This is a genomic window from Desulfuromonas sp. CSMB_57 (genome assembly GCF_020194955.2).
GTDB lineage: Bacteria > Desulfobacterota > Desulfuromonadia > Desulfuromonadales > Syntrophotaleaceae > JAFCIY02.
This window is the reverse complement of the sequence record NZ_JAFCIY020000001.1, coordinates 253,463-273,863: the sequence shown is the minus strand read 5'-3', so window position 1 is coordinate 273,863 and position 20,401 is coordinate 253,463. Positions and strand designations below refer to the sequence as shown.

Annotated in this window: 14 protein-coding genes; 3 read left to right on the top strand and 11 right to left on the bottom strand. The window is 57.5% G+C overall.

Features of this window, described 5'->3' with window-relative positions:
- Positions 1-295 precede the first annotated feature (295 nt).
- Entirely contained in the window at positions 296-1,450 is a 1,155-nt protein-coding gene (locus JQN68_RS01155; RefSeq protein ID WP_225071311.1) for a cation:proton antiporter, read from the top strand.
- 78 nt (positions 1,451-1,528) lie between these two features.
- Positions 1,529-2,887, top strand: coding sequence for a Trk system potassium transporter TrkA (trkA, locus tag JQN68_RS01150; protein ID WP_225071310.1), 1,359 nt, complete (start codon positions 1,529-1,531; stop codon positions 2,885-2,887).
- A 101-nt stretch (positions 2,888-2,988) separates the two neighbouring features.
- On the opposite strand, the gene JQN68_RS01145 is transcribed toward trkA, so the two are convergent.
- The 4 genes from JQN68_RS01145 to JQN68_RS01130 all read right to left on the bottom strand — a co-directional run bounded on the left by JQN68_RS01145 (position 2,989) and on the right by JQN68_RS01130 (position 8,479).
- Positions 2,989-4,560: a glycosyltransferase gene (locus tag JQN68_RS01145; RefSeq protein WP_225071309.1), complete on the bottom strand. Its 1,572-nt coding sequence runs from the start codon at positions 4,558-4,560 to the stop codon at positions 2,989-2,991.
- On the bottom strand, positions 4,557-6,725 hold the full coding sequence (locus JQN68_RS01140; protein ID WP_225071308.1) for a glycosyltransferase: 2,169 nt from the start codon (positions 6,723-6,725) through the stop codon (positions 4,557-4,559). The genes JQN68_RS01145 and JQN68_RS01140 overlap by 4 nt, the downstream gene beginning before the upstream one ends.
- 42 nt (positions 6,726-6,767) lie before the next feature.
- Complete coding sequence (locus JQN68_RS01135; protein ID WP_249620961.1) at positions 6,768-7,400, bottom strand: bifunctional DNA primase/polymerase; 633 nt, start codon at positions 7,398-7,400, stop codon at positions 6,768-6,770.
- 116 nt (positions 7,401-7,516) lie between these two features.
- A complete protein-coding gene (locus tag JQN68_RS01130; RefSeq protein ID WP_249620960.1) occupies positions 7,517-8,479 on the bottom strand; it encodes a glycosyltransferase family 10 domain-containing protein in 963 nt (320 codons plus the stop codon).
- A gap of 256 nt (positions 8,480-8,735) precedes the next feature.
- Here JQN68_RS01130 and JQN68_RS01125 point away from each other — a divergent pair, with 256 nt between their 5' ends.
- The gene (locus JQN68_RS01125) at positions 8,736-11,348 is read left to right on the top strand and encodes an MMPL family transporter (RefSeq protein ID WP_249620959.1); all 2,613 of its coding nucleotides are present in this window, start codon (positions 8,736-8,738) and stop codon (positions 11,346-11,348) included.
- Positions 11,349-11,641: 293 nt separating this feature from the next.
- On the opposite strand, the gene JQN68_RS01120 is transcribed toward JQN68_RS01125, so the two are convergent.
- The 7 genes from JQN68_RS01120 to JQN68_RS01090 form a co-directional block, all read right to left on the bottom strand.
- A complete protein-coding gene (locus tag JQN68_RS01120; RefSeq protein WP_225071304.1) occupies positions 11,642-13,150 on the bottom strand; it encodes a TrkH family potassium uptake protein in 1,509 nt (502 codons plus the stop codon).
- Positions 13,150-13,815, bottom strand: a complete 666-nt coding sequence (locus JQN68_RS01115) for a potassium channel family protein (RefSeq protein ID WP_225071303.1) — start codon at positions 13,813-13,815, stop codon at positions 13,150-13,152. The genes JQN68_RS01120 and JQN68_RS01115 overlap by 1 nt, the downstream gene beginning before the upstream one ends.
- A 3-nt stretch (positions 13,816-13,818) precedes the next feature.
- On the bottom strand, positions 13,819-14,259 hold the full coding sequence (locus JQN68_RS01110) for an NAD-binding protein (protein ID WP_225071302.1): 441 nt from the start codon (positions 14,257-14,259) through the stop codon (positions 13,819-13,821).
- 6 nt (positions 14,260-14,265) lie between these two features.
- On the bottom strand, positions 14,266-14,934 hold the full coding sequence (locus JQN68_RS01105; protein ID WP_225071301.1) for a response regulator: 669 nt from the start codon (positions 14,932-14,934) through the stop codon (positions 14,266-14,268).
- Positions 14,935-14,936: 2 nt separating this feature from the next.
- Complete coding sequence (locus tag JQN68_RS01100) at positions 14,937-16,790, bottom strand: sensor histidine kinase (protein ID WP_225071300.1); 1,854 nt, start codon at positions 16,788-16,790, stop codon at positions 14,937-14,939.
- Positions 16,791-17,025: 235 nt separating this feature from the next.
- Positions 17,026-18,360, bottom strand: a complete 1,335-nt coding sequence (locus JQN68_RS01095; RefSeq protein WP_225071299.1) for a sigma-54-dependent transcriptional regulator — start codon at positions 18,358-18,360, stop codon at positions 17,026-17,028.
- Between the two features lie 308 nt (positions 18,361-18,668).
- A complete protein-coding gene (locus JQN68_RS01090) occupies positions 18,669-20,303 on the bottom strand; it encodes an ABC-F family ATP-binding cassette domain-containing protein (RefSeq protein WP_225071298.1) in 1,635 nt (544 codons plus the stop codon).
- Positions 20,304-20,401: the final 98 nt, after the last annotated feature.

Below are 20,401 nucleotides of genomic sequence, written 5' to 3'. Positions count from 1 at the left end.
CGGGTAGAATTGGCCGTGTATTTAAGGCGGGACCTTTCGGGTCTCAGGCAGGCAGCACGCCATATTGAACGGAGAATGGTAACGGACGGCTTGCCGGCCGGGAAGTTGGAGGAGGCGTCGAAGCTCCTGTCATAACCGTGACTTTCTGCTTTAATTGAGGCATGACCTCCGTGCGTGGATTCGTCGACTGTTTGCGGCCCCATAACGGTACGGTCTAAGTTCCTGAATGAAAAAGAGATTCAACCGGACTTGCCGGGCAAGGATGACCGGCTGAATCCAGGCGGGAGATGCCGCAATGGCCCATAGTGAGCACCTGTTCCTGATTGCCGGGGTAATGTTTTTTCTGTTCTTCCTCGGCAACTTCCTTTTTCAACGACTCAAACTCCCTTCCCTGCTGGCCTATATTTTCTTCGGCATCGCCCTGTCCGGACTGCTCACCGGTGCGGAACTGACCATCATAGACCAGATCTCCAGATTTGGGATTATCCTGCTTTTTTTCCTGCTGGGCCTCCATTTTCCCCTGAACCGCCTGCTCAATATCTCTCGCCGGATCTGGAAAGTCGGAGTCATGGACATCGGCTTTAATTTCGGCGGCAGTTCTCTGATTGCCTATCTGTTCGGGTTCAACCTGATGGCCGCTTTGATCATTGGTGGCGTCGCCTATGCGACCAGCTCGTCCATCACGGTGAAGATGCTGGAGGAAACCGGCCGCTTGAAAAGTCCCGAAGGGGAATTCAAGCTTGCGCTCCTGATCTTCGAGGACCTCGCCGCCCCGGTGATGGTCTCCTTCCTGGTTGGGCTCAGCACCCGGGGGCTCATCTCCCCAGGGGCGGTGGGCATGATTTTCCTCAAGGTCGTCCTGGCCACGGCGGCCTCCATTCTCATTGCCCACCAAGGCTTCCGCAGACTGGACATATTCGTCAACCGATATATGTCCAGAGACTTCATGCCGCTCTTTGCCATGACCGTGGCCCTGGTTTTCGCCGGCATCGCGGAGGCGATGGAGCTTTCCAAACTTCTGGGAGCGTTTCTGGCCGGCGTCATGCTTTCGGAGACGGGGACCTCCAAAGATATGGGCAAGTTGATCGAACCGATCAAGGACCTGAGCCTGCCCTTTTTCTTTTTCTGGTTCGGAACCTCCGTCACCTTCGGCACCGGAGTCATTTCACCCGCGGCCCTGGCAGTTCTCATTTTCTGGGCCATTGTCGCGAAATTGACCGTCGGGTTCTGGGGCGGAAGAATGTACGGCCTTTCCTTCAAGGGGGCCGTGAGGGCGGCATTCTCCCTGACGCAGAGAGGCGAATTCTCGGTCGTCATCGCGGCCCTGGCCGATACGGTGCTGCGCGTTTTCCTGGGGATTTACATCGTGGTTACCGCCATCCTCGGCGTGTACCTGTTTCGTATGGCCCCCGCCATCGCCGACCGGATCGATCGACTCAGGAGAAGGTAACATTCGTCTACTTTGCTTTTCGGATGTTTGGCGTTTCACTTCCGGACGGAAACGGGAACCGTGAGGAGGCGGTATCGCATGCACATCGTGATCATCGGCGGAGGCGACGTCGGCCAGGAACTGGCCAAGAACCTCAAGCACAGGAACCAGAAAATCGTGATCGTGGACAAAAACCCTGAAACCGTGAAGATCCTGGGGCAGCAACTGGATCTCCCGGTCATAAGCGGCAACGGGGCCAATCTGGACGTGCTGGAGAAGGCCAGGATTAAATCAGCCCAAATGCTCATCGCGGTCACCGAATCGGATGAGGTGAACATCATCGCCTGCATGATCGCCAAAACTTTCGGCGTTAAGTATACGGTAGCCAGGGTTCGAAAGCCGGAAAGCGCCGGCAGCATCGATGTGGACACCAGAGGGCTGACCCAGACCCAACTCGGGATTGACCTGATCATCAGTCCGGAAAAGACCGCGGCCAGGGAAATCGCCAAGCGGATTTACTTTCCCGATGCCGTGGAAGTGGAATACTATGATGAAGGGAAAGCGATGCACATGGCCGTCCATGTGGCCGCGAACGCCGAAATCGTCGAAAAGCCGCTGCACGCATTGTCCCTGCCCAAAGGGTGCATTGTCGTGGGCATCAGGAGGACGGACGGCAACTTTCTCCTGCCCAGTGGAGCGGACACCTTAAGCGCGGGCGACAAGGTCTACCTCATCGGCAAGGCGGAGGTCATGCAGGAGGCGAGCCGTTACCTGCACCGCACCACTACCCGAATCGACCGTGTGGTCATACTGGGAGGGGGAGATATCGGATATACCCTAGCCACCCTTTTGGAAGCCGACCAGGAACATTCCTTTCTCGTCAAGCTCATCGAAAAGAACGAGTCACGGGTCGATGTTCTGAATCGCGAACTGAGCAGAACCATCGTCCAGCAGGGCGACGGAACCGACCTCTCCTACTTCAACGAGGAGGAGATCTCGGAAGCCGACGTACTGGTGGCCGCAACGGGGGATGACCGCATCAACCTGGTGGCTTCGGTGTTGGGGCGGAAACTGGGTGTAAAGAAGATGATCACCGAGGTGACCAGAATCCGATACGCCCCCGTGTACGAGGCTTTGGAAATCGGCGATACCATCAATCCGCATCTGAGTACGGCATCCAAAATCCTGAAGTTCACCATGCGGGAGGATGTCCTATCCCTTTCCCTTTTGCAGGATGAGATGGCCGAAACGATGGAATTGGTTCTACCGGCTTCGGCGGCGGTGGTGGGCAAGAAAATATCCAATGCCAACTTCCCGCGGGGCCTGCTGGTGGGCACCATCGTCAGGGGGCAGAATGTGATCATACCCGATGGCGATACCCGGCTGATGGCCGATGATCATCTGATCATTTTCTGCATGCCCGAAGTCTTCACCAAGATGGAACGCTATTTCACCTGAGGGGAGACACAGTCGGCCTGCAGAAGGCAGGGAACCAAAGGGGTCATGAGTACTAAAAGCCAACAGCAGATTTGACCCCATTTCCGATTTCGACACATCCTTCACCAAGGCACATGTAGCACTTCAACCTTTGGCAAGCCGAGGGGGATGATGCCCAGATCGCGTGCAAGGGCGGCGAATCCTTCGGTTTCGATGAGGTCGCAATAGGGAATTTCCGGGAATCGCAGGCCTGCGCGGTGAAGCGCGGCGTCGACCAGCAGCATGGTACCCCCCACCGAGTGGAGATCGATCCGCTCCAGATGGCGAACGTCGCTGAGATGCATGCGGCGGACGGTGTTGGCCGGCGGTTGATACAGCCCGCGGCGGGTGGCGCGGTAGTAGCGATAATCCTTTTCCGGGTGGAGAGTTACGAAGGCATTGAGATCGAAACTCGGACCGCCCGGCACCTTCACGCAATTGGGGGTCACGATCCGGCCGCCGGTGTTTACAAGACGCCGGACCATGTCCGCCGGGAAGTGCCAGACGTCGATGTCCATCCACAGCGCCCAGTCGTCGGAAGCATCCAAACCATGGTCGATAAGGTGATTTCGCACGGAAGCGATACCCGCGCGCCGCGCCCGCTGTATCTTTGCCTTCCATCGTTTTGACCTGTCGATTCGCGTACCTACCTGCTTCTGCAACAGAACGATATGGCGATATTCTTTCCGCAGCGGCTCAACCGCTGCCTGGAGTCGCTCCCAACTGTCGTCCGCGCTGTCCCCTTCGCAGAAAACGAGTTTGGTCTTTTCCTTGGAATGTTCCAATCCGCCGACAGCCTTGAGAAACGGTTCGATATGCTGTGCCGCGTCGCGCAGCGGCACCAGGATCGCAAGGTTGTCGCCGCGTGGTGCCGACGCCGTCAAGGCGGCCGCATCAACCGACAGGCGCGCGGTGGTTTCACACAGATGCTCGCCGCGTTCCAGGCGATAACGCGTTTTGTAAAAGGCGAGGCGCAGGCGATCGTGCCATTTCCCGGCAGGCTTTGGCGACCACCAGGTACCGGCCCAGTCGTGGATGGACAATTCAACCCGGCCGGTTGTGCCGGCCTCTCGGGCGCCGTTGCTGTTCAGGGGCGTAAAGAGGTGCGACGGGTGGATCACCAGGCCGGCCTGGTTGGGAAAGCTCAGTTGGGCGGATGTGAGCAGGCAGGGGCCGGTGGCGTCGAGGGTTTCCTTGGCCTGCGCCAGACCCGGGAGATAAGCGAGGACGTGCGGCCAGAAGGGATGGCCGGGCGGGCTTGCCATGGTACCGTTGAAGACCAGATAGGGAAGACCGCGAAGCGTTGCCTGCCGATCCGCATGGGATGGAGGCTCCTTGCACAGCACGACTCGCTCTTCGTCCATGATGGGGTCGAAGGGCGCCACGCACCGGCAATCGATATCGGCATAAATACCGCCGAAATGATGCAATAACAGATATCTGGCGGCATCGGCTCGCCGGACGCCAAAGCGGTAGCTGCAAAACGTGGAAAGAAAATCCGGATAGTGTTCGGCGACAAATTCGAGCAGCATCCGATCCGTCCACAGAATGCGGGTCCAGCCGGGATTATGACGCTGCCAGCTCTCAACGTAGCCGGCAAAGCGGTCGGGAAGGTGATCGGTTTTCCATGTCTGGTGCAGCAACGGTGGTATCATGGGCGTCCATCCTCGGTAATGTTCAGGCCGCGCCGCACGGCGCCATGGATAGCCCGTGGCCCGAACTGCAATCTGACAAAGGCATGCGCGAATCGGCGCTGCCGCTCCAACCGTGCCGGATCGGCGCAAAGATCGCAGGCGAGTTTCGCCAGCCCCTCGTCCGTATCGGCGAGGGAAACGTCGATGCCGTTGGCCAGACCGAGGCCTTCCACGGCAAGGGGCGTGGCCACCACGGCCAGTCCCCAGGCCATCGCCTCCATGATTTTGATCCGCGTGCCGCCGCCGGCCCGGATGGGCGCGACGCAGAGCTGGGAGCGGCGATAAAGAGCGGCGAGATCCTGCGGAGCCTCGACGAGCTGCACGCCAGGCAGTTCGGCCAGGGCTCGCACCGCGGGTTTGGGATAACGGCCGGCCAGTATCAGTTCAGTGCGCGGAAACCGGTTTCGAATCCGCGGCAGGATGGACTGCGCCAGGCACTGAGCGGCTTCCACGTTCGGCCAGTAGCCGAGATGGCCGACGAAGAGCAGTGTCGGGCACCCGCCGTCGAGGGGCGGCAGCGGCGCCAAGCCGGTGGGCATTTCGTCGCAGCGGGGGATGCCGTTGGGAACGATATCGACCGCCCCGGGCCGGGCAAATGCCAGCAGCCTTTCGCGGTCATCCTCCGAACAGACCCAGACGCGATCGACCATTGTCGCGGCCTTGCCTTCCAGTCGGCGGATGCGGGCGGCATCGTTCCGCAGGAGCCGCGTCAGTTGCATCATGGGAGTTGCCCGCTCGTCCTGCTGGCTGACCAGCTCGGACTCGACATTATGCATGTCGAGAACCAGCAGCCGCGCGAGTCGGCGCAGCGGCGGGATGAGGCGAAACAGGGGGATACCCTCCACCACCATGGCATCCGGCCGGAAAGTGCCGGCCATATCGAGCAATCGCTGCAGGGCGACGGCGGAAATGCGCGGCTCGATGCGCGTCCGGCGGCGGGCAAGGCTCGGCATTCGACCCTCCCCGGCCCGCTCCAGGGACGCGATGGTGACAGCGGCTTCGGGAGGTGGCGCGGAGACTTCCTGGGGACGGACCGAAACGAGCAGCACCGGCCCGCTCTGTGCGGCCGCTTTTGCGTTGCCCCAATTCCGGAGATCCGCGCCGGAAACGGGCGGCCAGGCTGGATCGTAGGTCAGGATCAAGGTTCGCGGACCGCCGTGCGGCTGGGACTCTGCTGAAATGCCCGACCGCCAATTTTTCCAAGCAAGGCCCGTCCCGATGCGCAGCCGATACTGGAAAACCTTCCAGCCCTGACGGAACGCAGGATGGGCCCGCGCAACGCGCAGGATGTATGCCGCTTCGGCATAGCGCCGGCTTATCAGGAGCTGGCGGGCGATGCGCAGGGCAATCCATGCCTTGCGCCACTGCAGGGTAGCGCCGTCGATGCCGAAGGCGGCAAGCCGGTTGAATTCGCGGGAAATGGCAAGCAGGGTTCGGCGAGGGGCACGGAGGAAGCGATCGGCCATCCGCGTTTCGTCATGGTGGTACAGCAGAACGGGTGAGGCGATGGTCGCGACCCGCTCACGCGCCAGCAGCGCGGCCCAGAAGCAAGTGTCCTCGTCCAGTCCGATTGCCTCGGGAAAACGCAGGGACCCGAGTCGTGCGGAGACGACCAGCGCACTGCCCATGGCAATCGGCCATATCCCGTTGCGCAGGTAGTTGTGTGCGTTTTCCGTCGGATTGTCGCCATAGCCCACCGGAACCTTCAGCTTATCGGGCCGCCCTTGCGTCCGGCGGATGTTGGCGCCGATGGAAAGTCCCGCGCGCTTATCCCGACACAATGCCTCGTGCAGCAGCGACAAGCCGCCGGCGACCACTTCGTCATCGGCATCGAGCAGGAAGATAAACTCCCCGGTTGCCTGGGCGAGGCCGGCATTGCGGGCCCCGCCCGCGCTGCCGGCGCAAACCGGAATGACCTCGAGAGGCAGACCGTAGAGCTGCGCCATCCGGGAAGCAATTGCCGGCGTCTGGTCCGTTGAGCCATCATCCAGGACCAGAATCTCCCAGATCAATCCGAGGTCGGGGACCAGCGAACGTAACGTCCTGGCGATGGTTGCAGCTCCATTCCGCACGGGCATGACGACGCTGACGCAGGGTAATGTTCCGCATCGCTTTCCGTCGGACATCTCCACAGATATCTTCCTGGCTGAAGACATGGCTCTCGCTGACTACTGATGGTCGAAATAGCCGCGCTTGAGGATGCGATCATAAACGCGCTTGAGCGGCGACTCCCCGTACAGCGACAGGCTTCCAAGGTCCGGAACTTCCTGCGGGCTGCAGTCGAAGGGCGATTGTCCGGGAAGCCAGGAATAGGTCGAGCCGTCCTGAAGTCGCGACGGGCTGCTGACGACGTAGCCGCTGAGCGCCTTGATATGACCGGCTTTGCGCAGTCCGCCATAGAGACTTGAGGTCACCGTGGGCTGGGTCGACCTCAGGTAGACGTGGAAACCACCGGGGGTCTGGGCAACCGGAGTGCGTGAAACCAGCTCGGTATGTGATTTGCGCCAGCGGAAAAAAGCGGCCGGACAGTCGAAATCGAGCACGATGAGATTGCCGTGGCCTGCTAAAATGCCGATATTGCCGCTGAATTCACTGAACCAGCGCTCGATGTCGTCTGCTCCGGGTGGCTTGAGGGATAAAGACATGGTGATGCCCGTAAACATGGCTTCCTTCAGCCTCTTGCCCATGGTGTGAAGATGGAGCGGTTCAATGCCCATGGCGGCGAGGTCCAGGTGCTTGCCGCCGGCGCGCAAGGGCAGGCATACGAAGCCCTTGTTGAGCAGCTGTAGCGCATAGTCCACATGGATTCCTGCTCTCAACCTCTTCATTGATATCCTCGGCTCCCGGGGCACGGATGATAGCTCAACATGGTCCTGATATCAATAAATCGACTGTCAGGAAAAACGGCAAATATTTTCTATGTTATTTCTTTAATTTTCCTGCACAACCTGACAAAAGCGTGTTCCTTATTCTTTTCTAGCAAATTCATAAACGAAGGTTTTAAGTCCTTTTTTTTCCATGAAAAATAGCTATTGTATAGATCATCGTCTTCAGATACTGAAATTATGTATCTTGATAGAGATTCAGGCCCGTCCCAATCACTTACATTTATAAAACATTTGTCTCCAGGCACAAATTCATTAATATTAGGAGCGCCAAGATAAATCGGTACGGAACCCGCAATTAATGGATCATAAAATTTTTCGGTTACATAGTCTTTTGCGATAGCATTTTCAAAGGCGATGGTGAACTTATAATTAGCCAAAATATCCAGCTTGGTTTGACGTCCGGTATCTTTTTCAATAATTTTGTTTCGTAAAACCTTCCCATAGGAATGGATATCCAAATAATTCATAAATTCCTTCAAATAGTCCAGCCTGCCGCTCTTATGAAAAGGACTTGAGATAAAAGCACAAACATTTTTCCCTTCAACTTTTTCGCGGACTGGTCTTCTCAGCAAATCATTGAGCTCATAATAAAAATAGGGCGCAAGAATATCTGCATCCAGATGGTGGCTCATAATCAAATCAAAGAATTTCAAGAAAGATGATTTTCTGAAATGAGGGATATTAACCTCAGATTCCATAAACCATGCGATCCAAATCTGATTTCTTTTTTTTCGAAGGCGCTCTAATCTTAAAGCCATCGAGTAAATGGAAGGAACAAATCGCGAGATTTTATCTAATGAAGAAAAGAGCGAGGGAATATGAAATACGACAGCATCAGCTTCCGGCAACAACTTTCGGTCAGTGGATAATTCAAATTCTTCCGGGATATCCGCCTTGTCATAATGGAGAGGCATATTAAACATCGTATTATAGAAAAGAATAAATTTCTTATTTTTCACATTTCCCCCGGAAAGAACCACACATTTGTCCAATGTTTTGGGTGAATTCCTCACCCTTGACCGACAGCCTTTTAATAGATGACCCCGTTTAGTAGATTCCATTTTTCCGAACATCCAGCACAGGCAAAAATTACCAAGGCCTTTGGTATAATTCAAGCATTTAGGTTATGCCCCTCGGTCCCGAAAGGACCAATCTTTTTCGCTGTTTAATCGTAGGGCCCAGAAGATTGGAGGCCGCATGGTATCGGGACAAGTGAATCGCCTCCTGACCCGTTTATGGAGCCTGATTGTGCGCTTTCCGCGTGGCATTTTAATGGCGGGAGCATTACTGGCGGCCTTTTCCACGGTGATTGCGGTTCTTTTCCTGCAGTTGGACAGCGATCAGGACAACTTGGTTTCACCGCGCGTGCCCTACCAGCGACGCTATCTGGAAGCGTTGAAAAATTTCGGCGACCAGGAATATCTGTATGTGGTCGTGGAGGTGCCGGACGTCCCGGACGGAACCATCCATGCGGAAGCGTTTGCCGCTTCCCTGGCCGCGCGCCTGCGGACTCATCCGGAGCACGTGGAAGCGCTTTACTATCGTATTACGGCAGACGATTTGGGAGCCGGCCTTCTCTACTATTCCTCCCTGGATGAAGCCGCCGAATTGAGTAGTCTGGTCGCGGCCCTCGGGCCTGAGCTCAGCGCCTGGTTGCAGCGCGGCAGCCTGGTTGAACTGGTGGAGCGGAGCGCCGCCCTGCTGGACGGCGGCGACAACGACGTCGGACTGGATGCGCGGATGCTGGGCCCGGCCCTTGCCGCGCTGGAGGATTTCAGCCGCCGCATGGACGATGCCCTCAAGGGAGAGCCTCAAGCCGAGCAGTTGTTCGATGTTCGTGAAGGCTTTCAGCACTATTTTTATGCCGGCGAGCAGCAGTTGCTCATCATGCGCATCCTGCCGGTCAAGGATTACGGCACGGTGGACGTGATTGCCGCGCCGTTGGCGGCGATTCGCCAGGAATTGGCGGCGACGCGGGCCGAATTTCCGCGGATCCGAGCCGGGTTGACCGGTCGTCCGGTGCTGTCGGCCGATGAAATGACCACCACCAATCGGGATATGACCCGTGCCTCCCTGATAGCCATCGCTTTGGTCGGCACCTTGTTCATGATCGTGATGCACGGCTGGGTGCGACCGGTGCTGGTGGTTCTTGCCCAACTGCTCGCCATCGCCTGGACCTTCGGGTTCACCACCCTCAGCGTGGGGGTTCTGAACCTGCTGTCCATCGTTTTCGTGCTGGTGCTCATCGGCATCGGCAAGGACTTCGGCGTCTACCTGGTCATGCGCTATGTAGAGTGTCGCCAGGAGGGGATGGACATCAAAGAGTCGGTGCGAATTGCTTTGAGCCGAACGGGGCCCGGCGTCATCCTGGGCGCCGTCACCTCGGTGTGCGCCTTCTACTCCGTATTGGGCTCGGATTTTTCCGGCCTGGCGCAGCTCGGACTCATCGGCGGCACGGGCATTCTGCTGAGTCTGGCAGCCATGCTGGTGATTCTGCCCGCCCTGTTGCTGCTGGTTGAAAGGCGCGACCAGGTACCTGCGCGTATGGTGAGATTGCCGTTCATCGGCCGCTGGACGGCGCACCCTAAACGGCTGCTGACGGTGCTGACGATTTTCACCCTGGTGCTGCTGCCGGGGCTGATGCGGGTGCGTTTCAGTTACAACCTGTTGGAACTGCAAGCCCGCGGCCTGGAATCGGTGACATACGAAAAGTTGCTGGTGGATACGGCCGACGAATCAACCTGGTATGCCATCGCCGTGGCCGACGATCTGGCCGAGGCTCGGGACCTGCAGCGCCGCTTCGCGGCCTTGCCGACAGTGGGACACATGGAAAGTCTCACCGATTATCTGCCCCAGGATCAGGAGCGCAAGGCCGAGCTGTTCGCCGCTGCGGCCGCATCCATCGGTCCGGAGACAGGCCCAACGTCTTGGGTGGAAGACGTCGACGGTGCGGTCCTCGCCCCGGCTTTACGCCGGTTGGCAGCAGCCCTGGAGCAACTGGCGGAACGGTTGTTCGCCGCCGGCGCCGGCGAGGATGTGGGCCGCCTTGACAGGGTTCTGGTCCGGATCGAAAAAGCTTCCAAGCAACTTAACGAGGATCCTGCCCGTGCGCAACGGCTGGCCGGCCTGCAGGCACAACTGCAGCGGGAGGCGGCCGACACCCAGAGCCTGCTTCGTCGATGGCTGACAGCGGCGCCGGTGACGGTGGAAACCCTTCCCGAGTCGGTACGCATACAGTTTGTCGGGCGCGATGGGCGACTGCAAGTAAAGGTCGTGCCGCGCGGCGATATCTGGCAGTTCGAACAATTGGAACGCTTCATTGCCGAACTGCGGCAAGTGGATCCGCAGATCACGGGGGTGCCGATCAGCGTGTACGAATCAGCCCAGCTGATGCGGCGCACCTTCCTCAAGGCCGCCCTGCTGACGCTGCTGCTGGTCAGCCTGCTGCTCTACGGATTTTCGCGGGCCTTCCATTACGTGGCAATGGCTCTGCTGCCTTTGGCGATCAGCATGGTCTGGTTGCTGTCCATCATGGGCTGGATCGGCCTGAGCTTCAACCTGGCCAACTTCTTCGCCATCCCCATGCTCATTGCCATCAGTGTCGATGGCGGCGTGAACCTCCAGCATCGTTGGAAAGATATTTCCTCCGGAGATCTGTTCGCAACCAGTACGCCGATGGCGGTGGCCGTGAGCTTCGCGACCACCATGATCGGCTTCGGCGGCCTGCTGCTCGCCCATCATCGGGGCCTGGCCAGCCTCGGCGGGGTGATGGTACTGGGCTCGCTGACCGGCATGTTCAGCTATCTGCTGGTCCTGCCGGCCCTGCTGCGCTGGTTTTCCGGACGCAAGCGAAACCGCTGAATTATCCGGGGTCAGGCTCGAAAAGCGAAGATTCTCAACCTTTAAACCTTTACCCTTCCAAGGAACCAAAAGGGCATCTGTTTATACGCTGGGTTCCAGCAAAAGCGAATGGTTGTGGTAATCTCAGTCCTTCCCAGGCCACCTGCGATTACGACAACGGCAACCGCCATGCTACCTCTTTATGGTTTAACTAGAGGGGTCCCTGCCTCCATGGCCCACCCGAATACAAGCACAAGCTAGTTTTCTTCGCAGGAACTTTCCCTATTCAACCGGAGCCCCACAATAAATTCAGACTAATACAATAAAGTACGAAGCTTGGCTCCTTTGAAAAAAATCGGCGGGACTGTGAGGATTCTTCCTAATCCGACGAAAACAACGAAAAATTCCAGCCGGCCCAAAAGCATTCCGATGGTTTGGGTCCATAGCAGCCCTGCGGGGGCATCGGCGGCAGTTACGCCCACGGAAAGACCTACAGTACCCAGAGCACTGGCAAATTCGAACAAACTCTCCTTGAGTGAATAGCCATAGGACGCGACGATGCCCGTCCCCAGCGCCAGGGTCAGAAAATAAAGAAAGGTAAAGGCCGCAATCTGCCGGATATCGCTATCTTGCAAAAAGCGCTGCTGTTCGCCCACCCAAACATCGGGTTCCATTACCACATGGCGGGGCAAAAACATTCTGCGCAATTCCGTGGTCAGGTTACGGTAAAGTACGTATACGCGGTATTGCTTGAGTCCTCCGGCCGTGGATCCCGTCCCTCCCCCCACAATCATCAACCCGACCAGAAGTAACCAGCCCAGCCCGTTCCAATCCCCATAACCGACGGTGGAAAATCCGGTCGTCGACAGTGCAGAAACGGTTTCAAACACCGCCACCCTGACCTGTTGACCTACCGTCGCATAAATCTTCACCGTGACGCCGAAGAATGCGATTAACGCCGCGGCGGGGAGGAGCAGCATCTGAAGGCGGATCTCGCCATTTTTGCAGACTGCGCGAATCTTGCCATGCATCAGGGCATAGCCGGTGACAAAGTTCATGGTACCGAGGAGCATGAGCACAATCGTTACGGCTTCTACGCTCGGACTGTTCCAGTAGCCAATGGACGCCGCCTTGGTGGAGAATCCCCCTGTGGACAGGGCGCAAAAGGCGTGATTGATGGCATCGAACCACCCCATGCCGGCGAAATAGAGGGCAAGGCCTCCGACCAGGACATAGCCGCTGTACATGGTCATGACCAGTTTGGCAGAGCGGCGCACATTGGGCACCAACTGATCGGCCCGGCCCTCCGCCGCACTCAGTCCGCTGCCGCTGGGACCGGTCAGGGCGCTGAGCATGATGATGGCCAGGCCGGCCCCGCCGGCAAGCTGCATGACACTGCGGAACAGCAGCAGCAATCGGGATGCATTCTCGACATCCACGACGGATAGACCCGTGGTGGTCCAGGCACTGGTGGCTTCGAACACAGCTTGGGTAAAGTCAAGTCCGCCGATCAGGATGAAAGGCATCGCCCCCGTCAAAACGGCCAGCAGCCAGGAAAGAACCACGACTACAGCCCCTTCCTGGAGGGAAATGGTGGCCCCGCCCCTTGGCAGCAAACCGCCCCAGGTCAGTCCCCCCAGCAGACTTAAACCCAGGCCGGGCAAGGCCACTCCCCAAGCCAGGTTCGACTCTCCAGGAAAAAACGGCAGCCCCACACAGGGCAACAGAATGATGAGCCCGACCAGAACACTGACCAACCCCGTATAGCCGAGCATGATGCGCCATCGCTCCCGCATGAATTCCGCATATCTGCGCCGGCTCATCAGTCTTCTTCCCCGGTCAGAAGTTTCAGCACCCGATCATAACAGTCGGGACTGCTGATGAGGATGAGGCGGTCACCCCCTCTAAGACAGGTATCTCCGCGCGGGACGATGACATTGCCGTCCCGAATGATCCCGCCGACCAACGCTCCGACGGGCAAGGTCAGATCACGCAAGGCCTTGTCCGCGGCGGGAGCCTCCGCCCGCAGGGCTACTTCGGAGACGGTTACGCGTCCTTCAGCCAGGGGAATCAGGTTGGCGATATCCTCGAATCCTGTTCTTTCCTCGAGAATGCGGGCGATGATCTGGGTCGAACTGAAAGCGACACTGACACCCAATTTTCGAAACACTTCCTCGTTTTGCGGATCGTTGACCAGGGCCACCGTCCGCGGCACCTGAAACATTTTGTGGGCAATCTGACATACGGCCAGATTATCCTGGTCCTTCGAGGTCAGCGCCACCACCACGTCGGCACGACGGACCCCGGCCTCTTCGAGCATATGAGGATCGCTGCCGTTGCCGTGCAGAACCAACGCCTTGACTCGACGGGAGAGCATCCGTGCCTCGGCGCCATCGGAGAGGATCAAGGAAACCTCATACCCTTTACTGGCAAATTGCCGGGAAAGATAATAAAGAAGTTTGCCGGAGCCCACCACAATCACACGCATGTCTTACTCTTCCCCCCGATTTTCCAGGCTGGCCAGAAAGGCATCCGCCATCAACTTAGTCGGACTGACCGTCTCGATGTCGAATTCCCGATAAACCCCTTCTCGACGAGGGTCAAACACCCGAGCCAAAACTTTTGGAACATTAAAGACTTTGCGAGCCACCTGGGCAACCATGAGGTTGACATTGTCCTCTTCGGTGGTCGCCAGCAGGCAATCCGCCTTGTGGGTTTTGGCGGCGCGGAGAACCTCGATTTCAACGGCATCGCCCACGATGCGAAAGCCGCTGAAGCCCGCCGTCAGCAAATCGAAGGCCGACTCTTCGATATCAATGACCACAACGCTGCTGCCGACCTCGCTCAACAACCCGGCCAACAGGGAGCCGAGCCGGCCACAACCGACAATCACCACATACTGCGGCCATCCGTTCTGTCTTTTCAGAGGCATGGCTGATCACTCCTGGCCCAGAAGGAGGGGCCCCTTTGTTTTCATCACCAACCGGTTGAGATTGGCTTGAGAGGGCAAGTAGCCTGGGTTCAACTCCAGCGCGGCCCGGTAATATTTCTGTGCCTCGATGGCTTTGCCCTGCATCTCGCTATACGCCCCCAGCAGATTGAACGCCTCCGGCCGGTCGGGTTCAAGCCCCGTGGCATGCCGCGCATGGGCAATGGCATTGCCGAGTTGGCCTTGCGCGGCGCAACGCTTGGACAAGGCGATCCAGCCATTGTAATCGTTCCCGGGATCCGTTCCCGGTTCGGGACGACTGAGAACCTTGAGGACCGCTTCACGCAACTCTCGCGGCGCAAATGGTTTTTCAATGAAATCCAGCGCTCCAAGCTTCATGACTTCCACGGCATTGGTCACCGTCCCATAGGCCGAAATGACAATGACCTGGGAACGCCGAGGACGTTGCTCCAATTGGCGCAACACCTCCACGCCATCGATACCGGGGAGTTTCAGATCGAGCAACACCAGATCAAAATTCGCTTCGGCGGCCATACGCAACCCCGCCTCGCCCGTCGTCGCGGTACTCACCTCATAGCCGTCGGCTTCCAGAGTTTGCCGAACGGTGAACAGGATGTTCTTTTCATCATCGATGACCAGAATTTTCGCCTTGGACATGGTTATTCTCCTTGGTGCATGGCAACGGAAGACGAGGCCGGCTTCAGGTAAAACGTAAAAGTGCTACCGCTGCCTACCGTTGATTCGACCCAAATGCTGCCACCGTGGGCCTTGATGATTTCCTTGCAGATCGCCAACCCCAATCCGCTGCCGGCCTTGCTGTCGCCTTTAACCTGGACAAACTTGTCGAAAATGCGCGACCGGTACTCCGCGGGGATCCCGGCACCGTCATCTGTGACGGTCAGGTAGACCCGGTCCAGGCTCCCTTCGGCGGTGACCCGAATATGACCACCCTTGGAAGTATATCTCAGAGCATTGGAAACAAGGTTGCTGATAACCCAGGCAATTTTCGTGGGGTCGGCCTGAACCTCGGGGGTGTCCGGTTGGATGGAGGTAGTCAGTTCGATGCCTTTGGCATTGGCCTGGTCGTGAAATGGCGCCAGGATCCGTTCAAACAGATACGCGACATTCATAGGTTGGATTTCCATCTCAACCCGCCCCGATTCCAGCCGGGAGAGATCGAGGAGATCGCTGACCAAGGCCCGCAGACGCGAGGTCTCCTCATGGGCTACGCGGATCAGATCGCGTTCTCGCTGAGGCCACTGGTCCGCCAATTCCTGCAACAGGTTGATGCTCATGGAAAGACCGGTCAGAGGAGTTTTTAGCTCATGGGAGGCAGCCAGCACGAATTCGCTTTTCAGCCGATCCAGCTCTTTGAGCCGGGTTATATCCTGCAACAACACCACCGCCCCCTGAACCTGCTTGCCCCCCTCGGAGCGAATAGGAGTGACGGAATACCGGAAGAACTGCCGGGAGTCTTCACTCCCGAAACAAATTTCGGCCTGCTCCGGCGGGATCTCGGGTGCTTGACCCGATTCCGTGGTCTTTCGAATGACCTCGATAAGCTGCTCATTCGGAAGCAACTCGGATACCGGTTTGCCTTGGGGCTCGGTTGAGGAAAGATTCAGGAGTTTTGCCGCTTGCGGATTGATGGCGGAGATATGAAACGTTTCGTCGACGACGACCAAACCGTCGCCAATGCTCCGCAGAATGGCTTCACCCCGGCGTTTTTCCGCAATCAGGTGCCCGACATTCAAATCGTGGAAGATCTTGAGCTTTTGACTCATGGTGACAATCTGCTTGGCCAGGCGCCCCAGTTCATCGCCGGATGAGACCTCAAGGCTGACATCGTATTCCCCTTCGGCAAGCTGCTCGGTGGCACGGGTCATGGCAGCCAGGGGGCGCAGCAAAAGGGCTGAAAGTATAATACTGAACACCAGCCCAACCGAACCGGACACGGCTCCCACGATCGTCATGGACCAGATGGTCCTAACCGAAAGGCGGTGCGCATGGCGGGAGGCTTTTTCCATGGCATTCTGATTCATTTCCCGCAGAGTGAGACAGGATAAGCGCACCTGCATGAACCCCGGAAAAAGCCTTTTATGGTAAAAACTCAGAGCCTCTTGATGGTCGTCGAATGCCAAAGCAGCCATGGACTGGAGAAGCGCCATGTAACGACGGTAAGCCGCATCGATGTCGGCAATGACCTTCTCTTCGCCCGGTTCCGTCAGGTTGTCCCGGGCCCGCCCCAGCCATTGGACAAATTCAATCTGATTGTTCCGGAACTGCTCCATGCTATTGGGATCGCCGAGGAAAAACAGCAAAGCGGCGCTGTCCTGCCGCTCAAGGTGTTGGATCATGTTTTCCGCGGCCTGAACGCTGAGCTGATTTTCTTGAAGAATGGCCTCGCCAGCCCGACCAAGCTGATACAAGTTGACCACGGCCACCGCCCAGACCACCATCATCAGCGCCAAAATCAGACAGTAGCCGCCAAGAATTTTGGTTCGTAGTTTCACCGTCGGCACCCCGGGACAATATCCTCAAATGGTGGAAAGAAACAGCTCATTCCGAGATAAGTGTACCACCTCATACGACTCTCTGATTCAATAGCGAGAGACGTGCCAAGAAAAAAATAGCAATTATAGCCAGTTAGAGCGGTTTAGATATTTAAGGAATTGCATTGTGCAATAATCAGGCGATTTGGCATTGCATTTTGCAACACCAAATAGAGGTGGATCAAAAAAGAGAAGGTCAAATGCGGTAAAGTTTCCGTTTGCGCCAGAGAGTTGCCTGATCGATACCAAGAGTCGCAGCGGCTTCTTGCAGGGTTGCAGCACCAGCGATGATGCGGCGAATGTGTTGTTCCTCCATCACCGCCAGGGAAATGGAATTGTCGGAGCGTGGCAGGGGCTCTGCTTGGGACAGGTTTTCGGGTAACAGTTCCGGTCCAATCATGTCGGCCCGGCACAGAATGACGGCTCTTTCGATGACATTCCGAAGTTCCCGCACATTGCCGGGCCAAGAATACTTCATGAATATATCCATCGCCTCCGGCGTAAAATCTTGTATGGTTTTTCGACTCTGCCGACCGAACCAGGCCAGCAGTCTGCGAGCCAGTTTGCCGATGTCCTCGGTTCGCTCACGCAGTGGTGGCAAATCGATGGCGATGACGTTAAGGCGGTAGTAAAGATCTTCCCGAAACCGCCCCCCGGCCACGGCAGCAGCAAGATCCAGGTTGGTCGCCGCAATAATGCGCACATCGGCTTTGCGGGTTCGGGATTCGCCGACTCTTTCGTATTCCCGATCCTGGACGAAGCGCAGCAGTTTGGCTTGCAGGGCAAGGCTCAGATCGCCGATTTCGTCCAGAAACAAGGTGCCTCCATCGCACGCCGCAATACGCCCGGACTGGTCTCGCATGGCCCCGGTAAAAGCTCCCCTGACATGGCCGAACAGGGCACTTTCCAGCAACTCGGGGGAAAGGCAGGGGCATGACACCACCGCAAAGGCATTTCGGGCCCGCGGGCTCCAGGAATGGATGGCCCGGGCCAAGAGGGTCTTCCCGGTCCCGTTTTCCCCCCGCAACAGAATATTTGCCTCCGAATCCGCCACCTGCCTGGCCATCTGCAGGACTTTGCTCATGGCCGGGCAGGTGCTGGATAAATCTCCAGGGGGATGCGATTGATTCAGATCGTTCTGCAAACTCCGGACTTGTTCCTCCATGGTCCGCAATTCCGCGACCTTTTGCGCCAGCATGCGAACCTGGTCGGGGCTGAAAGGTTTGGTCAGATAATCGAAGGCGCCCCCCTTGATGGCCGAGACCGCCGAATCGATGGTCGCAAAGGCAGTGATGATGACAACCCTGGCACCAGGCAACTCCGCCAATAATCGGGGCAAAAGATCGAGGCCATTGTCAGCCCCCAGCCTGAGATCGAGAAACACAAGGTCGAAGACCGCGTGAGATATCCTCGCCAACCCATCCCCGGCATGGTGCACGCTGACCACATGGTGCCCTTCGGACTCCAGGCACAGAGAGAGCGTTTTACAAATATTCGGTTCGTCGTCGATAACCAGGATGTCCAGAGTCATTCATTTCTCCGGGATGATTGCACCGCACTCGAACTTACGACAGGAGAAGGAAACGGTCAGCAAGATTCTTTTGTAGCATATTCGGTCGATAGCTAAAAAGGGATGAGTTTCTCAACCATCTGGCCACCACCCCGCCATGGCGGGCAAGGAACCCAAGGCCAAGGTCTTTGCCCAGAAATGATATGGGGGACCAAGACAACATGGGAGGACAATTGTCGGCCTTTTGCCAAGCATGACAAAGGAGAAGCCCGGCACCTTATAGCGCCGGGCTTCTTTCCTGGTCCCAACCGGGAAGCTGGGAACCTTGACTACAGGGCCAAAGCAGCCTCCTCGCCGTAGTGTTCCTCCCTGACCATGGCGACTTCGGCGCTTTCGAGGTATTCGTCGAAGGTCATGCTGCGGTCGATGAATCCGGCGGGGGTAAACTCGACGATGCGGTTGGCGACCGTCGACAGGAACTTGTGGTCGTGGCTGGCAAACAGCACCACTTCCGGAAAGGCGATGAGGCCGTTGTTGAGGGAGGTGATGGATTCGAGATCGAGGTGGTTGGTCGGTTCGTCGAAAACCAGCACGTTGGCCCCGGTCAGCATCATCCGGGCAAGCATGCACCGCACCTTTTCGCCACCGGAAAGGACGTTGGATTTTTTGGTCGCCTCTTCCCCCGAAAACAGCATGCGGCCGAGAAAACCGCGGGCGAAATTCTCCCCCTCGGTCGGTGCGTATTGCAGCAGCCAATCGATGAGGGTCAAATCGTTTTCAAAGAAGCGGCGGTTCTCCTTGGGGAAAAACGCCGGGGTGATGGTAACTCCGAAGCGGAAGCCGCCGCTGTCCGGTTCGCATTCACCGGCCAGGATTTGGAACAGGGTGGTCTTGGTCTGGGCGTCGCCGCCGACGAAAGCGATCTTGTCCCCCTTGTTGACGGTCAGGCTGAAATCATCCAGCACCTTTACGCCGTCAACGGTTTTGGACAGATCCTTGATCTCCAGGATGATATCGCCGCAGGAGCGTTCCGGCTTGAACACCACGAAGGGGTATTTGCGCGAGGAGACGGGCAGATCCTCGACGGTGAGTTTTTCCAGAAGCTTTTTGCGCGAGGTCGCCTGCTTGGCCTTGGAAGCGTTGGAACTGAAGCGCTGGATGAATTCCTTGAGGTCGTTGGCCTTTTCCGTAACCTTCCGATTTTCTTCCTGCTTTTGCTTCAGCATCAGTTGGCTGGCTTCGTACCAGAAGTCGTAATTGCCAACATAAACGGTGATCTTGCCGAAGTCGATATCGGCCACGTGGGTGCAGACCTGGTTGAGAAAGTGGCGGTCATGGGAGACCACGATGACCGTGTTCTGGAACCGGGAGAGGAACTCCTCCAGCCAGGCGATGGATTTCAGGTCAAGGTGGTTGGTCGGTTCGTCGAGGAGCAGGATATCGGGATTGCCGAACAGGGCCTGGGCCAGCAGCACGCGGACCTTTTCCCCGCCTTCGAGTTCCTTCATCTTTTTGCCGCGCAGGTCTTCGGGGATGCCGAGACCGTTGAGCAGCACCGCCGCTTCCGACTCGGCTTCGTAGCCGTTCATTTCGGCGAACAGAGCCTCCAGTTCGCCGGAGCGGATGCCGTCCGCCTCGGTGAATTCCCCCTTGGCATAGATGGCCTCCCGTTCGGCCATAACCTCGTAAAGCTGGCGGTGCCCCATCATGACGGTGTTGAACACCGTCTCCTCGTCGAAGGCAAAGTGATCCTGGCGCAGCATGGCGATGCGCTGGCCCGCGCCGACGGAGATATCGCCCTTGTCCGCTTCGATTTCCCCGGCCAGTATTTTGAGAAAGGTCGATTTGCCGGCCCCGTTGGCGCCGATGAGACCGTAGCAGTTGCCGGGAATGAATTTGATGTTGACGTCTTTGAAAATGACCCTTTTGCCGTAGGCGAGGGCCACGTTGTGGGCGCTGATCATGGTTGCAATACTTCCTTGTCTCTAACTGTTCACAAAAGGGCCTCGGGGCGCCCACGCAGAGGGTGTCTGGCGCCCGGATGGCGTCAGCCAAGCCCCAG

Excerpts from the sequence above, each read along its gene's own strand:
- JQN68_RS01155 (WP_225071311.1), top strand. The coding sequence starts at position 296 with ATGGCCCATAGTGAGCACCTGTTCCTGATTGCCGGGGTAATGTTTTTT.
- trkA (WP_225071310.1), top strand. The coding sequence starts at position 1,529 with ATGCACATCGTGATCATCGGCGGAGGCGACGTCGGCCAGGAACTGGCC.
- JQN68_RS01145 (WP_225071309.1), bottom strand. The coding sequence starts at position 4,560 with ATGATACCACCGTTGCTGCACCAGACATGGAAAACCGATCACCTTCCC.
- JQN68_RS01140 (WP_225071308.1), bottom strand. The coding sequence starts at position 6,725 with ATGTCCGACGGAAAGCGATGCGGAACATTACCCTGCGTCAGCGTCGTC.
- JQN68_RS01120 (WP_225071304.1), bottom strand. The coding sequence starts at position 13,150 with ATGAGCCGGCGCAGATATGCGGAATTCATGCGGGAGCGATGGCGCATC.
- JQN68_RS01115 (WP_225071303.1), bottom strand. The coding sequence starts at position 13,815 with ATGCGTGTGATTGTGGTGGGCTCCGGCAAACTTCTTTATTATCTTTCC.
- JQN68_RS01110 (WP_225071302.1), bottom strand. The coding sequence starts at position 14,259 with ATGCCTCTGAAAAGACAGAACGGATGGCCGCAGTATGTGGTGATTGTC.
- JQN68_RS01105 (WP_225071301.1), bottom strand. The coding sequence starts at position 14,934 with ATGTCCAAGGCGAAAATTCTGGTCATCGATGATGAAAAGAACATCCTG.
- JQN68_RS01095 (WP_225071299.1), bottom strand. The coding sequence starts at position 18,360 with ATGACTCTGGACATCCTGGTTATCGACGACGAACCGAATATTTGTAAA.
- JQN68_RS01090 (WP_225071298.1), bottom strand. The coding sequence starts at position 20,303 with ATGATCAGCGCCCACAACGTGGCCCTCGCCTACGGCAAAAGGGTCATT.